Consider the following 14,834-nt stretch of genomic DNA (forward strand, 5'->3'; position numbering starts at 1 on the left):
AGAAATTTCAGAAGGCGCTGATGACCCCGCCGTCGACCGGCACCGCCACGCCGGTCACGTAGCTCGCGGCGGGTGCCAGCAGGAAGGCCGCGACCCGCCCGAACTCGGCCGGGTCGCCGAGCCGGCGCAGCGGGATCGCCGCCGCGGCCGTCGCCTGCGCCTCCGGGGTGTCCAGCAGCTCGCGGTTGCGGTCGGTGAGGAGCCGGCCGGGCAGCAGCGACACGACCCGGATCCCGCGCGGGCCGAGCTCGGTGGCGAGGTCCTTGGCGAACCCCGCCAGGCCGGGCCGCAGCCCGTTGGAGATCGCGAGGCCGCCGAGCGGGACGCGCACCGACGTCGACAGGACCAGGCCGATCGCGGCGTCCTCGCCGGCGGGGACGGTGCCGATGGCCGAGGCGACGAGCCGGGCGAGGCGGACGGTGCCGAGGAAGACGGTGTGGAACGCGGCGGTCCAGTCCTCCTCGCTGGTGCCGGTCGCGGTGCCGCGGACGGGCCCGCCGACGGAGATGAGCGCGCCGTCGAGCCGGCCGAACCGCTCCCGCGCGGCGGCGACGAGCCGCGGCCCGGTCCCGGGGTCGCCGAGGTCCCCGGTGACCCCGGCGGCGTGGGAGGGGCCGAGCGCGGCGACGGCGGCGTCGACGGTGGCGGCGGTCCGCCCGGAGACGACGACCTTGGCGCCGTCGCGGACGAGGGCCTCGGCGGTGGCGTAGCCGAGCCCCCGGGACGCGCCGGTCAGGACGTAGACACGGTCACGCAGCCCGAGATCCATGCCGTGATCGTAGAAGCCGCAGCCGGGTCGCGAGCCGCCCGCGGGGGACCGGTGCGGTGGCGCCGTCGTAGCGGAAGGCGGCCTCGCGCCCGGCGAGCTCCTCGCGGGCGAGCGGCGTCAGCGCCGAGGGCGAGGCCGAGCGGGCGAAGTCCCACCCGTCGCGCAGCGAACCCTGCGGCGGGCGCCCGGAGGCCCACTCGGCGAACACGGCGTGCCAGCGGTCGCCGTACGACGCCGCCAGAAAGGGCCACGTGCGGGCCACCTCGCCGGCGCGTTTCCTGCGGAGGGCGACGGCCGCGGCTCGTACACCGGCCGCGTCGAAACCAGGAGGGACCGCACCGCCGGCGACGAGCGCGTCGACGAGGGCCCGCTGCGCGTCGGCCAGAGTCATGCCGCCACCTCCGCTGCGCTCCGGCGTCGGCCTGACCGACACCTGCGACGCTGATTCGCGGCTCCTCCGCTGCGCTCCGGGCCGCTCATGGCGTGATCCGGGGCAGGCCCGCCGCGGCGCAGAGGGCGTCGAGCTCGCGGGTCAGCTCGGCGGCGGGCGGGTAGTGGCCGTCGCGTTCGAGCATCAGCGCCGGCGGGCTGGTCCGCGCGCACAGCTCCTTGACCAGGGCGAGGACCTCCGGCGGGGTCGCGTCGGTGTGGGTGTCGTGGTAGAAGCCGTCGTGCTCGGCCCCGCCGGCGACGTGGACGTACGCGATCCGCTCCAGCGGCAGCCCGTCGAGCAGGTCGCCGGTGGCGCCGCGGTTGCGGGCGTTGGCGTACACGTTGGCGACGTCGAGCAGGAGCGCGCAGCCGGTCCGGTCGAGGATCTCGGTGAGGAACTGCGCCTCGGTCAGCTCCGGATCGGGCCAGTCGAACAGCGCGGCGATCGGCTCCAGGGCGAGGGTGACGCCGCCGAGCGCCGCCTGGGTGCGCCGGACGTTGGCGACGACCGCGTCGACCGCCTCCCGGGTGCGGGGCACCGGCAGCAGGTGCCCCGCCTCGACACCGCCGGCCCGCACGAACGCGATGTGCTCGCTGACCAGCGGCGACCGCAGCAGCTCCGCGCAGCGCGCCAGGTGCGCCGCGCGGGCGTCGTCGACGGGTTCGGCTCCGCCGAGCGACAGCCGCACGCCGTGCGGCACGACCCGCACACCCCGGTCGACCAGGTCCAGGAGCATCGCCGGCGGGTGCGTCAGGTGTACGGACTCCGCGACGACCTCGGTGAACCGCAGCCCCGGGAGGCCGGCGACGTAACCGGCGATCTCGGGCCGCCAGCCGATGCCGACCGTGGTCATCCGCCGCACCCTCCGCCACCGCCGCCGCAGCTCGACCCGCCGCCGCAGCTCGAGCTCGACCCGCCGCAGGAGCTGGACGAGCCGGAGTCGGAACTGCCGGTCGAGCCGCTGTCGAAGGAGCCGCCGCTGCTCGCTGCGACGTGCCGCTGCAGCTCCGCGGCCTCGGCGAACGCGGGGTCGGCGAGGAAGAACGCGCCGGCGCCGAAGAGCCCGATGCTGAGCGCCGCGGCCTCCGGGCCGTAGGTCGACCACGACGGTGACTGGCGCGGCGACAGGTGCTGGACCCGCATCCGCATCCGGGTCAGCAGGTGCCTGCCGTTGGTGGTGACCCGCGGGACGGCCCGGAACAGGCACGCCACGACGAAGACCGGGAACACCAGCATCACCAGGAAGCCGATGGGGCGGTCGTTGATGATGCCCGCGACGACGCGGGCGACGCCGAGCGCGACGACGGCGAAGACGAGCAGCGACGCCCTCCGCACGACGCGGCGGCGGTCGTCGTTCACCAGCCAGCCGGCCAGGGTCAGCTGCTCCTCGGTGCGCTTGAGCACGGCGACGACGGCCGGGTCGGTCTGCACGTTGCGGGCGGAGAGGCGGCGCCGCGCGGTCTCGTGCACGGCCTGGTCCAGCTCGCTGGCGCCGGCCGGCAGGGGGCCGGACTGCCGTAGGGTGCCCCGGTTGTGGGTGTCGATGGCGCCGGCGGCGCGCAGCGCGGCGAGGGAGCTGTAGACGGCCAGCCGCCGGTCGCCGTTGAGGAGCGCGGCCTGGGTCGGGGTCAGGTCCCGGGCGCGGCGCAGCGAAGGGCCGCGCAGGGCGGCGCGGCGCCAGATGAACGCGGTGATGATCGCGAGTGCGGCGAGCCCGGCGTACCACCACAGGAAGTCCGGGCCGGCGATGCCCCAGGTGTCACCCGGGCCCGCAACGATCGATGTCCTCATGGGGTCAGTGTGGGTGCGGAGGTCGAGCAGCGCCTGTCATCGGAAGGACACTTGAGGAAACCTTGTGACCGAGGTCATCCCGATCTCCGGACGACGGCCTCACGGCCGCCGGACGGCGGCGTCACGACTTTCGGACGGCGGCCTCGACCAGGTTGAGGACGGCCTCGAGATCCTGCACGGGCCGGCCGGTCGCGAGGTGGAGGACCAGGCCGTCGTAGGCCAGCTCGAGGAACTGGGCGAGGATCGCGATCGGGATGTCGGCCCGCAGCACGCCGGCCTCCCGCTGGCGCTGCAGCCGCTCGCGGGTCGCCTCGGCGACGGCCTCCGAGCGGGCCGCCCATCGCTTCGCGAACTCCGGGTCGGTGCGCAGCCGCCGCGACACCTCCAGCTGGCTGCCGAGCCACCCGGCGACGTCCTCGGTGGCCGCCCGCGCCAGGAGGTCCCGCATGACCTGGACGAGACCGTGCTCGGCGACCGTGGCTACCATGGTCGCGGCGTCGTCCTCGGCGACGGCGAGGAAGAGCGAGTCCTTGTCCCGGAAATGGTGGAAGATCGCGCCGCGGGACAGGCCGATCTCCTCTTCCAGCCGCCGGACCGTCGCCCCTTCGTAGCCGTGCCGGGCGAAACAGGTCCGCGCGCCGGTGAGGATCTCCTTCCGGCGTGCGTCGAGCTGGTTCTGGCTCACCCTGGGCACGGGACCGATTATGCAAGCCGTACATACGGTTTGGCACACTGCCCAGGGAAAACGGTGCGTTTCACCCCGTTCTGTGGTGATCCTCGGGCATCGAAAATGTGAACACTGTTTTATGTCATTCTGGTCACGTACCCTGCCCGCGTGCCCCTGTTGTTGCTCTCCCTGGACGACACCCTGCTGGACAGGGCTGGGGCGTTCCGCGCATGGGCCGTCGACTTCCTGCGCGGCATCGGCGCGCCCGAATATGACCTGGACTGGCTGCTGTCCGTGGACGCCGACGGGATGAGTTCCACGTGGGACGTCGCCGAGGGAATCCGGGAGCGGTACGGGCTGCGCGAGGCCGCGATCGACCTCGTCGAGGAGATCCGCGGCGAGCTGATGGCCAGGGTCCGGCTCAACCCGCTGACCGCGTGCGCCCTCGCGATCGCCGAGGACGCCGGCTGGGTGCCGGTCGTCGTCACCAACGGCGAGACCCGCCAGCAGGAGGAGAAGCTGCGCAAGACCGGGCTCGACCGGTACCTGGCGGACTGGGTGATCTCCGAGGACGTCGGCGTGCGCAAGCCCAACCCGCGCATCTTCGCGATCGCGGCGGAGCGGGCGCGGATGCGGCTCGGTGGCGCCTGGATCATCGGCGACAGCCCCGAGGCCGACATCGGCGGTGCCGCGGACGTCGGGATGCGCAGCGTCTGGCTGCACCGGGGCCGCCGCTGGGTGGAGCCCCGCTACGCGCCGACCCGCACGGCCGACGGGGTGATCGCCGCGATCGCCGAGGTCATGGCGTCGCGATAATTCGGTTGCGCGTTCTGCGGGTGTACGAGATGGTGCACCTGACCTCAGGGTCCCCGTGTCGTTCGTGTCTTCGAGTTGAAAGGGGGCTGGTTCGCATGGCTGCCGTCACGGCGCGATTCCGCATGCCGACTTCCGCTTCCATCTCAACTCTGGAGACCTCGCGTTGCGCGACAACGACTTCTTTGGCGCATCTGTAAGTGGATCGACCCGCCGCCGCCGCAAGTTCGACGACGACGAACCGACCTTCGTAAAGCGCTCCTCCCCGTCCAGCGAGACCGCCTGGGACGTCGTGGAGGAGGAGACCGGCTGGTCCACGTGGAGCGCGCCCGGCGTGCAGCACGGCCCGGCCCCGTTCCCCGACTGGGTGATCACCGAGCACGCCGCCAAGGACACCGACCGGGGCGTGCTCAAGACCGGTAAGGAAGCCGACGTTCACCTGGTGGAGCGCGCCGTCCCCGGCACCGACCGGCGGGTCCTGCTCGCCGCGAAGCGGTACCGGGCCTCCGAGCACCGCCTCTTCCACCGCGACTCCGGCTACCTGGAGGGCCGCCGCGTCCGCGAGTCCCGGGTCACCCGGGCCATGGCGGGCCGGACGGCGTTCGGGCGGGAGGCGATCGCCGGCCAGTGGGCGATCGCCGAGTTCGGCGCGCTCGCGCAGCTGTGGGAGCTGGGCGTCTGCGTCCCGTACCCGGTGCAGCTGCTCGGCACCGAGCTCATGCTGCAGTTCATCGGGGACGACGACGGCACGGCCGCGCCGCGGCTCGCGCAGACCCGCCCGGACCTGGACCTGCTGGCGGACCTGTGGTGGCAGCTGGTCGACGCGCTGCGGGTCCTCGCCCGCGCCGGCGTCGCCCACGGTGACCTGTCGCCGTACAACACCCTCGTCCACGACGGGCGGCTGGTCATCATCGACCTGCCGCAGATCGTCGACGTGGTGATCAACCCGAAGGGGGCGGACTTCCTGGCCCGGGACGTCGCCAACATGGCGAAGTGGTTCACGGGCAAAGGCTTCCCCGTCGACCCGGAGCCGCTGATCGTGGAGCTGCTGCACGACGCCGGCATGCGGGTCTGAGAAGCGCGTGGCCCGCCCGGTGTTGTGGCCGGGCGGGCCGCGGTTGAAAGCGGCGGGGAGGGTTGGTCCGCCGCTTCCGTCTGTGCGAGGTGTCGAACCTCGCTCAGCCCATGTGGACGGCGCCCTCCGCGGGCACGTCGCCCGTGCGCGGCTCGTGCCGCTCGCACCGCGTCGCTGCCACGTGCGTCATCGCGCGTCACCCTCCTTCGACCACTGAATGGTCTAGTCGGGGGACGTTTCCCCGCTTCGCGCAGCCCCGCCGCCTGAGATCACGATCACGGAATGACGAGCAGCTTCCCGGTCGACTGGCGCCCTTCGAGCGCGGCATACGCGTCCTGTACGGCGTCCAGCGGGTACCTCCCGGTGACGGCCACCTCGACCACGCCGCCCGCGATCCAGCCGAACAGCGTCTCGGCGCGTTCGAGCAGCTCGTGCCGTTTCGCGATGAAGTGCCCCAGGGTGGGGCGGGTCAGCATGAACGACCCCGCCATGAGGCGCAGCGGGTCGACCGGCGGCACCTTCCCGCTCGCCGCGCCGAACAGCACGAGGGTGCCGCGCGGGCGCAGCGCTTCGAGACTGGCGTCGAACGTGTCCTTGCCCACGCCGTCGTACACGGCCGCCGCGCCGTCGCTGACCTCGCGGACGGCTTGCAGGGCCTCGTCGTACGGGACGGCCCGGACCGCGCCGTCGGCGAGGGCGATCTCCCGCTTCGCGGGCGTGCCGGCGGTCGCCACCACCCGGCCGCCGAGGTGCGTGACGATCCTCGTCAGCAGGCGCCCCACCCCACCGGCGGCGGCGTGCACCAGGACGGTGTCCCCGGCACGCACCGGGTAGGAGTCGTGCGTCAGGTAGTGCGCGGTGAGCCCCTGCAGCATCGCCGCGGCCGCCTGCTCGGTGCTGATCCCGTCCGGCACGGGCACCAGCCGGTCCGCCGGGACGACGGCCTGCTCCGCGTGGCTGCCGGGGACACCCGTCCACGCCACCCGGTCGCCCGGGGCGAGGCCCGCCACCCCGTCGCCGAAGCTGAGCACCGTGCCGGCGCCCTCGCTGCCCAGCACGAACGGCAGCGGCACCTGGTAGGTGCCGCTGCGCTGGTACACGTCGATGAAGTTCACCCCGCTGGCCTCCACGAGCACCAGGACCTCACCCGGCGCCGGCTGCGGGTCGGGGGACTCTTTCACCCGCAGGACCCCCCGGTCGCCGTACTGCTCGAACACGACTGCGCGCATCGACCCTCCCGTTGCTGTGTCGGCTTCCTGTCTACCCCAAACCGCCGATCGGAATTGTCGTACCGCTGCCGTACGATCCCGGGGTCTTTGGAGGTGAGGACGTGGGGCCGACCCATCGTCTCGCGATCGATCTGGGCACCTGCCACACCGTGGCGGTCGTCCGCCGTGGTGACGACGCCCCACGTGCGCTGCTGTTCGACGGGTCGCCGGTCATGGCGTCCGGCATCTACGCCGACGAGAGCGGCAAGCTCTCCGTCGGCCGCGACGCGGAGCGGCTCTCCCAGCTGGCCCCGTCCCGCTTCGAGCCCTACCCGAAGCGCAGCGTCGACGAGGGCGCGGTCCTGCTCGGCGACACCGAGATCACCGTCGTCGAGATGCTCGCCGCGCTGCTCAAGCGGGTCGCCGACGAGTCGCTGCAGGCCGGGGTCAACCCTGTCGGCTCCACCGTCCTCACCTGCCCCGCCGACTGGGGCGGCCAGCGCCGCGGCGTCCTCATCGAGGCGGCCCGCGCCGCCAACCTCGGCCCGGTCGTCCTCGTCGACGAGCCGATCGCCGCCGCCACCTACTGCCTGCGCGTCCTCGGCCAGCAGGTCGCGCCGCTGCAGTCGCTCGCCGTGTTCGACTTCGGCGGCGGCACGCTCGACGTGTCCGTGGTGCGCCGCGAGCCCGCCGCCGCGGGCAACGCCGGCGGCCTGCGCGTCCTCGGCGTCGGCGGCCTCGACGACCTCGGCGGCGTCGACATCGACGCGGCCCTCGTCGGCCACCTCGGCCAGCTCATCAACCTGCGCCACCCCGAGGTCTGGCAGCGCCTCGCCAACCCCGACAGCACCGCCGCCCACCGCGACCGCCGCGCCCTGTGGACCGAGGTCCGCGCCGCGAAGGAGATGCTGTCCCGCGCCGCCTCCGCCCCGATCCACGTGCCCGGCACCGAGGAGGCCCTGCACCTCACCCGCGAGGAGCTGGAGCGCGTCGCCGGCCCTCTCATCGACCGCGCCGTCGACGAGACCCGCCGCGTCCTGGAGCGCGCCGGCGTCGACGTCCGCCAGCTCGCCGGCATCTTCCTGGTCGGCGGCTCCTCCCGCATCCCGCTGGTCGCGAGCCGCCTGCACGCCCGCTTCGGCGTCGCCCCCGTCGTGCCCGAGCAGCCCGAGCTGCCCGTCGCCTACGGCGGCATGCTCTCCGTGGCCACCTCACCGCAGCAGCTCTTCGACGGCGGCCACTCCTCGGCCCCCCACCCGGTCTCCGGCACCCCTGTCTCCTCCGGCGGCACCGCCGCCTACCCGGTGTCGGTCCCGTTCGCCGCGACAAACGCTTCGTCGCCGACCTCACCGGGCGCCTACGGCTCGCCGGCGAGCCTGTCGCAGACCTTCGACGCCGCGTCTCCGGCCGCGCCGTCCTCACCGGGCGCCTTCATCCCCAACCAGGGGGGCCCGGGTGGCGGCCCGAACCGGCCGGGCGGCTCAGGCGGACCTGGCGCCGGCTCGGGTGGCGGGTCCGGCTTCGGCCCGTCCGCCTTCGGCGCGACGGCTCCGCCCGGCGTCCGGCCCGCCCCGGCGGGTTCCCCCGGTCTGGCCCGGCCCGACGTCCCCGCCGGCATCGGCGCGCCCGGCACGTTCGGCGCTCCCGGCGGTTACGCCACTGCGGGCGGCCCGCCTGGTCCGGGTGGCCCCGGCTTCGCCACTCCGGGCGGCCCGCCTGGCTCGGGTGGTCCCGGCTTCGGCACCCCGGGCGGCCCACCCGGCCAGCCCGGTCCGTCCGGTCCGGGCGCCTTCGGCAGCCCGGGGTTCCCGCCGGGCGGCCAGCCCGCGTTCACCCCGCCCCCACCGGTCATCGTCCGCCCCCGCCGCAGCGCCGCCCCCTGGATCGCCCTCGTCATCGTCCTGTCCCTCATCGGCGGCTGCCTCTGGGGCGGCTCCAAGGTCTTCACCTGGTTCGGCGACCAGTTCGAGTCCGTGAAGGGCGGCTTTCCCGACAACACCACCGCCAACGACGACGGCACCGTCAAGGACCCGAAGATCCAGGGCCTGCGGGCCGGGACCCCGATCACCCTGCCCAGCGAGGGCGCCGTCGCCGCGGTGGCCGGCAACGGCATGGTGTTCACGGCGGCGGTCAGCGTCGGCTCGACCGACGTCGTCGGCTATGAGGCCACCGGCGGCCAGAAGTTCCGGGTCCAGCTCCCCATGGAACCGAAGGAGGTGCACCTCACCGTCGTGGGAAACCTGCTGATCGTCGACGGCGAGGAGGACCTGAAGCAGGCCGAGAAGGAGAACAGCCGGAGCGTGGTCGACATCGCGACCGGCACCGCGAAGTGGACCGGACCGTTCATCGACCGCATCGATGCCCTCTACATCGGCACCGACGCGATCACCGAGTATCGCGGCTTCAACAGCACCGCGATCGAGCGCATCAACCTGCTCGACGGCAAGGCCCGCTGGTCGCACCCCGGTGCCAAGGCCGTCTACTCGCTGGGCCATCGGGCCGTGCGCGCGTCGGCCCGATGGGCCACCGCCGAATCGCCCGCCGACGTGATCGTCCCCACCTACACGCTGACCTTCGCCGAGCCGGTGCCCTACAAGCAGTCCCTCACGGCCGACACCGCCGTGGCCGTGCAGCTCCAGGCAGACGGCAAAGCGAGCACGATCGACCTCAACTCGGGCAAGGTGAAAGCGACCGGCGCCATCTCCAAGGGCGACGAGGCCTGGACCGTCTACAACGACCTGGCGATCGTCAAGCCCGACGATGATTCGATCATCGCCTATGGCCTGTCCGACATGAAGCAGAAGTGGCAGTACCGGGGCACCGCCGGCACCAAGATCGGCGACGTCCGCCCGTGCGGTGAGAAGCTCGTCTGCGTGCAGGCCGAGCTGTCGTCGTCGAAGGACGCCATCGTGGCCATCGACACCGCTACAGGCCTTGCCAAGTGGACCAAGACCCCGCCCGCCGACGGCAAGAGCCTCATCACCAGCGATGGTGAGTGGGCCGTGGTCGGCGGCAAGCTGATCGGCGGCTTCGGCTCGTCAGGCGAGATCGGCGAGGGCGCGGTCATCGACCCGGCCAACGGCAACAACCAGTTCTACCTCGGCCAGAGCCTCGACGCCCATGACGTCGCCGCCTGCGCCGCCGGCCGCGTCGCCATCGTCACCTTCCGCAACGCGGCGTCCGCGGTCCAGATCGCCATCGTCAACGTCGCCGACAACAAGATCGTGGGCAACGCCGACCTTGCGAAGGACGACCTCCTCCAGAAGGTCTCGATGTCGGACAACACGGTCGTCGCCTTCAACCCCGAGTCCCGCGTCGTCCAGCGCTACACCATCCCCACCTGACCCGGAGGCGTCCGCGCCGCCTGGCCAGGGCGTGCCCTGCCGACCCTGGAAGCCGGGCCACCTCAGCTGAGCGTCATGCACAGCACGACGGGCCGGTCACCGTGTGGTGGCCGGCCCGTCGCGTCGGAAGAGGGTTACGCCTCGATCATCTTGCGGAGGACGTACTGGAGGATGCCGCCGTGGCGGTAGTAGTCCGCCTCGCCAGGGGTGTCGATGCGGACGACGGCGTCGAACTCGATGCCGGTGTCGGTGGTGACCTTGACGGTGCGGGGGGTGGTGCCGTCGTTGAGCTGCTCGATGCCGGTGACCGTGAAGGTCTCGGTGCCGGTGAGGCCCAGCGACTCGGCGTTCTGGCCCTGCGGGTACTGCAGCGGCAGGACGCCCATGCCGATGAGGTTGGAGCGGTGGATGCGCTCGTAGCTCTCGGCGATGACGGTGCGGACGCCCAGCAGGGCGGTGCCCTTCGCGGCCCAGTCGCGGGACGAGCCCGAGCCGTACTCCTTGCCGGCCAGGATGACGAGCGGGGTGCCGGCCTCGGCGTACGCGACGGAGGCGTCGTAGATGGTCGTCTGCTCGCCGGTGAGGTGGTTGACGGTGACGCCGCCCTCGGTGCCGGGGGCGAGCTGGTTGCGCAGGCGGATGTTCGCGAACGTGCCGCGGATCATCACCTCGTGGTTGCCGCGCCGGGAGCCGTACGAGTTGAAGTCCTTGCGGTCCACGCCGTGCGAGGCGAGGTACTTGCCGGCGGGCGAGTCGGCCTTGATCGAGCCGGCGGGGGAGATGTGGTCGGTGGTGACCGAGTCGCCGAGCTTCGCCAGGACCCGGGCGCCGCTGATGTCGGAGACCGGGGACGGCGAGGTGGCCATGCCCTCGAAGTACGGGGGCTTCCGCACGTAGGTGGACTCGGCGTCCCACTCGAACGTGTCGCCGGTCGGCGTGGGCAGGGACTGCCACTGCTGGTCGCCGGCGAACACGTCGGCGTAGCGGGACTTGTACAGGTCGCTGCCGATCGCCGCGGCGATGGTGTCCTCGACCTCCTTCGGCGTGGGCCAGATGTCGCGGAGGTACACCGGCTGGCCGTCGGAGCCGGTGCCGAGCGGCTCGCTGGTGAGGTCCAGGTCCATGGTGCCGGCGAGGGCGTACGCGACGACGAGCGGCGGCGACGCGAGGTAGTTCATCTTCACGTCGGGGTTGATGCGGCCCTCGAAGTTGCGGTTGCCGGACAGCACCGACACGACGCTGAGGTCGTGCTCGTTGATGGCGGCGCTGACCGCCTCGGGCAGCGGGCCGGAGTTGCCGATGCAGGTCGTGCAGCCGTACCCGACGAGGTTGAAGCCGAGCTTGTTGAGGTACGGGGTGAGCCCCGCCCGCTCGTAGTAGTCGGTGACGACCTTCGAGCCGGGCGCCAGGGTGGTCTTCACCCAGGGCTTGACGGAGAGGCCCCGCTCGACGGCGTTGCGGGCCAGGAGGCCGGCGCCGATCATGACCTGCGGGTTGGACGTGTTGGTGCACGAGGTGATCGCGGCGATGACGACGGCGCCGTGGTCGAGCTCGAAGTCGTCGACCTTCACCGGCTTCGACTGGCGCCCGTTGGAGCCGCGGGCGGCCGAGACGAGGTCGTGCGGCTTGTCGCCGTTGGTCTGCAGGTGGTTGGCGGGCGGGTCGCTGGCCGGGAAGGACTCGGCGCTCGCCTCGTCGGCCGGGCCTTCGATGCCGCCGTCGGTGACGTAGTCACCCAGTACACCCCGGAACAACGGCTTGGCGCTCTTCAGCGGCACCCGGTCCTGGGGGCGCTTCGGCCCCGCGAGGGAGGGCTCGATGGTGGACAGGTCCAGCTCGAGACGCTCGGAGTAGTCCGGCTCGGCGGCCGGGTCGTGCCAGAGGCCCTGCTCCTTGGCGTACGCCTCGACGAGCGCCACCTGCGCCTCGTCACGGCCGGTGAGGCGCAGGTACTTGATCGTCTCGTCGTCGATCGGGAAGATCGCGACGGTCGAGCCGTACTCCGGGCTCATGTTGCCGATCGTGGCGCGGTTGGCGAGCGGAACGGCGCTGACGCCGGGGCCGTAGAACTCGACGAACTTGCCGACGACGCCGTGCTTGCGCAGCTTCTCGGTGATGACGAGCACCAGGTCGGTGGCGGTGCAGCCCTCGGGGAGCTCGCCGCTGAGCTTGAAGCCCACGACCCGCGGGATCAGCATCGACACGGGCTGGCCGAGCATCGCGGCCTCCGCCTCGATGCCGCCGACGCCCCAGCCGACGACGCCCAGGCCGTTGACCATCGTGGTGTGCGAGTCGGTGCCGACGACCGTGTCCGGGTAGGCCTGGCCCTTGCGGGGCATGACGACCGGCGCCAGGTACTCGATGTTGACCTGGTGCACGATGCCGGTGCCCGGGGGCACGACCTTGAACTCGTTGAACGCGGTCTGGCCCCAGCGCAGGAACTGGTAGCGCTCCTTGTTGCGCCCGTACTCCAGCTCGACGTTGCGCTCGAAGGCGTCCGGCCGGCCGAACAGGTCGGCGATGACCGAGTGGTCGATGACCAGCTCGGCGGGGGCGAGCGGGTTGACGCGGGTCGGGTCGCCGCCGAGCTCGACGACGGCCTCGCGCATGGTGGCCAGGTCGACGACGCACGGGACGCCGGTGAAGTCCTGCATCAGCACCCGGGCAGGGGTGAACTGGATCTCCACGCTGGGCTCCGCGGTGGCGTCCCACCCGCCGAGCGCACGGATGTGCTCGGCGGTGATGTTGGCGCCGTCCTCGGTGCGCAGCAGGTTCTCAAGGAGGATCTTCAGGCTGTAGGGCAGGCGCTCGGCGCCCTCGACCTTGTCGACCTTGAAGATCTCGTAGCTGGCGTCACCGACGCTCAGCTGGCTCTTGGCTCCGAACGTGTCGAGGCTCGCCACGGCGTTGCTCCCTTAAGTCATCAGGCGGGTGTCTCACGGCAAGTCTTCCGCAACCGGGACGCCCGGTCGTCATCAACCAAGAAAACCGTACGTCCGTCTTGTTATACCCGCAAGCGTGTACCAAGCTGTGAAACATGATTCACCACGCCCAGATCGCCTGCCCGGCGGGCTCCGAGGCGATGTCGATCGCCTTCTACGGTGACCTGCTCGGCCTCGCCGTGGTGCCGAAACCGCCGGCGCTCGCCACGCGGGGTGGTTGCTGGTTCCGCGGGCACGGCATCGAGCTGCACCTCGGGGTGGAGACGCCGTTCGTGCCGGCGCGCAAGGCCCACCCCGGGCTGCTGTGGCCCGACCTGCCGGCGCTCGCCGCCCGCCTCGAAGCCGCCGGCCATCCGGTGACCTGGAGCGATGAGCTGCCGGGGTACCGGCGGTTCCACACCTTCGACCCGCACGGGAACCGGCTGGAGTTCTTGCAGCCGGCTGCCGCCTCGTAGGCGCTCGCGGCCGGTGGTGGCCTCATAGGTGCTCGCGGCCGGTGGTGGCCTCATAGGTGCTCGCGGCCGGTGGTCGCCTCATAGGTGCTTGCGGCCGGTGGTCGCCTCGTAGGTGCTCGCGGCCGGCGGTCGTCTTCGGGGTTCTTGCAGCCGGCTGTCGCCTATCAGGTCCTTGCAGCCGGCTGTCGTCTTACAGATCGACCGTCCACGCGCCGGCGTCCTGCTGGAAGCCGGCCTGGCGCAGCAGGTCGTGCACGTTCGTGGAGAACTCCGCGGCGAGCCGCTCCGCCTCGCCCGCACGTAGCGCGTCGACGAGCCCCTGCAGGACCTGCACCGCGAGGTCGTGCCGCCCGGGTGGCGCGGCGAGACGGACCAGCCGGACCGTGGCCCCGTCGGGGCGGACGGCGGCGAGGGCGGCGGCGGGCTGTTCGTCGTCGCAGACCGGATCGACCAGCTCCCACCACTGCACCCCGGACGTGGCCGGCGTGCCCCAGTGGGCGGTGATGCGCCGGGTGACGGCGAGGCGGTGTGCCGGCACGCGCCGGACGAGGAGTAGGGGATCCACCCGACCACTGTGTGGGATCGGTCTTGCAGGACCCTTGCCGTCGATTTGCCGCCCTGTGCCGCGGCGCTCCGTGGCGTGGGTATCCCGTTCGTGCCGCGCGCGTGCTTGTGCCGCTCGCTTTGTGCCGCTCGCTTTGTGCCGCTCGCTTTGTGCCGCTCGCTTTGTACTGCTCGCTTTGTGCCGCCGCTTTGTACCGCCCGCGGGCTTTGTGGGCTCGCGGGCGGTACAACCTGCGTCAGAACCCGAACTCGGACACCAGGACGGCCCGCGCGATCGTGTGCGCGACCACGTTGAACCCGACGACGTTCGCCGACGCGTCGGCGCCGATGTCCAGGGCGTCCACGTCCAGGGCGTGCACCGCGAAGATGTACCGGTGCGGCGCGTCCTTCGGCGGCGGCGCCGCACCGCCGAAGTCCCGGGTGCCGTAGTCGTTGCGGGCGTGGATCGCCTCGTCCGGCAGGCCGTCCTTGTCACCCGTTCCGGCACCCGTCGGCAGCTCGGTCACGTCCGCCGGCAGGTTGTACACGATCCAGTGCCAGAACCCGCCACCCGTCGGTGCGTCCGGGTCGTAGCAGGTCAGCGCGAAGCTCTTCGTCGCGGCCGGGAAGCCCGACCACCTCAGGTGGGGTGACGTGTTGCCGCGCTCGTAGACCTGCGCGTCGGGCAGCGTGCCGCCGTCGGTGAGGTCCTCGCTGGTCAACACGAACGCCGGCACCGCGGGCAGGGAATCGTACGGCGAGGGGGGGCGGGGTCGGTCGGTCATGCGCACTCT

At 72.3% G+C, this 14,834-nt stretch carries 13 protein-coding genes; 4 read left to right on the forward strand and 9 right to left on the reverse strand.

Annotation, left to right across the window (positions count from 1 at the left end; genetic code table 11):
* Positions 1 to 7: 7 nt before the first annotated feature.
* From ACFY3L_RS36750 to ACFY3L_RS36770, 5 genes are all read right to left on the reverse strand, one after another.
* Entirely contained in the window at positions 8 to 769 is a 762-nt protein-coding gene (locus ACFY3L_RS36750) for an SDR family NAD(P)-dependent oxidoreductase (RefSeq protein ID WP_389335033.1), read from the reverse strand.
* Positions 750 to 1,160 carry a hypothetical protein gene (locus ACFY3L_RS36755; protein ID WP_389335036.1) on the reverse strand — a complete coding sequence of 137 codons (411 nt, stop codon included), beginning with the start codon at positions 1,158 to 1,160 and terminating at the stop codon, positions 750 to 752. Before ACFY3L_RS36755 ends, ACFY3L_RS36750 begins: the two co-directional genes overlap by 20 nt.
* An 85-nt stretch (positions 1,161 to 1,245) precedes the next feature.
* Positions 1,246 to 2,055, reverse strand: coding sequence for a DUF692 domain-containing protein (locus ACFY3L_RS36760; RefSeq protein WP_389335039.1), 810 nt, complete (start codon positions 2,053 to 2,055; stop codon positions 1,246 to 1,248).
* Positions 2,052 to 2,993: a TIGR04222 domain-containing membrane protein gene (locus ACFY3L_RS36765; protein ID WP_389335042.1), complete on the reverse strand. Its 942-nt coding sequence runs from the start codon at positions 2,991 to 2,993 to the stop codon at positions 2,052 to 2,054. The genes ACFY3L_RS36760 and ACFY3L_RS36765 overlap by 4 nt, the downstream gene beginning before the upstream one ends.
* A 121-nt stretch (positions 2,994 to 3,114) precedes the next feature.
* Entirely contained in the window at positions 3,115 to 3,687 is a 573-nt protein-coding gene (locus ACFY3L_RS36770; protein WP_389335045.1) for a TetR/AcrR family transcriptional regulator, read from the reverse strand.
* A gap of 141 nt (positions 3,688 to 3,828) precedes the next feature.
* Between ACFY3L_RS36770 and ACFY3L_RS36775 the strand changes: the two genes are divergently transcribed.
* Both ACFY3L_RS36775 and ACFY3L_RS36780 read left to right on the forward strand, forming a co-directional pair.
* Entirely contained in the window at positions 3,829 to 4,476 is a 648-nt protein-coding gene (locus ACFY3L_RS36775; RefSeq protein WP_389335048.1) for an HAD family hydrolase, read from the forward strand.
* A gap of 163 nt (positions 4,477 to 4,639) precedes the next feature.
* A complete protein-coding gene (locus ACFY3L_RS36780) occupies positions 4,640 to 5,548 on the forward strand; it encodes a serine protein kinase RIO (protein ID WP_389335051.1) in 909 nt (302 codons plus the stop codon).
* 275 nt (positions 5,549 to 5,823) lie between these two features.
* Here ACFY3L_RS36780 and ACFY3L_RS36785 read toward each other — a convergent pair whose 3' ends face one another.
* Positions 5,824 to 6,777 (reverse strand): quinone oxidoreductase family protein, encoded by a 954-nt coding sequence (locus ACFY3L_RS36785; RefSeq protein ID WP_389335054.1) that lies wholly within the window; start codon positions 6,775 to 6,777, stop codon positions 5,824 to 5,826.
* A 101-nt stretch (positions 6,778 to 6,878) separates the two neighbouring features.
* Here ACFY3L_RS36785 and ACFY3L_RS36790 point away from each other — a divergent pair, with 101 nt between their 5' ends.
* Complete coding sequence (locus ACFY3L_RS36790; protein ID WP_389335057.1) at positions 6,879 to 10,100, forward strand: Hsp70 family protein; 3,222 nt, start codon at positions 6,879 to 6,881, stop codon at positions 10,098 to 10,100.
* Between the two features lie 134 nt (positions 10,101 to 10,234).
* On the opposite strand, the gene acnA is transcribed toward ACFY3L_RS36790, so the two are convergent.
* The gene (acnA, locus tag ACFY3L_RS36795; RefSeq protein WP_389335059.1) at positions 10,235 to 13,003 is read right to left on the reverse strand and encodes an aconitate hydratase AcnA; all 2,769 of its coding nucleotides are present in this window, start codon (positions 13,001 to 13,003) and stop codon (positions 10,235 to 10,237) included.
* A gap of 134 nt (positions 13,004 to 13,137) precedes the next feature.
* Between acnA and ACFY3L_RS36800 the strand changes: the two genes are divergently transcribed.
* Positions 13,138 to 13,497: a VOC family protein gene (locus tag ACFY3L_RS36800; protein ID WP_389335062.1), complete on the forward strand. Its 360-nt coding sequence runs from the start codon at positions 13,138 to 13,140 to the stop codon at positions 13,495 to 13,497.
* Positions 13,498 to 13,687: 190 nt separating this feature from the next.
* On the opposite strand, the gene ACFY3L_RS36805 is transcribed toward ACFY3L_RS36800, so the two are convergent.
* On the reverse strand, positions 13,688 to 14,062 hold the full coding sequence (locus ACFY3L_RS36805) for a hypothetical protein (protein ID WP_389335064.1): 375 nt from the start codon (positions 14,060 to 14,062) through the stop codon (positions 13,688 to 13,690).
* A 235-nt stretch (positions 14,063 to 14,297) separates the two neighbouring features.
* Positions 14,298 to 14,825 (reverse strand): YbhB/YbcL family Raf kinase inhibitor-like protein, encoded by a 528-nt coding sequence (locus ACFY3L_RS36810; protein ID WP_389335067.1) that lies wholly within the window; start codon positions 14,823 to 14,825, stop codon positions 14,298 to 14,300.
* Positions 14,826 to 14,834 lie beyond the last annotated feature (9 nt).

This window comes from Dactylosporangium sp. NPDC000521 (assembly GCF_042898305.1).
Classification (GTDB): Bacteria; Actinomycetota; Actinomycetes; order Mycobacteriales; family Micromonosporaceae; genus Dactylosporangium.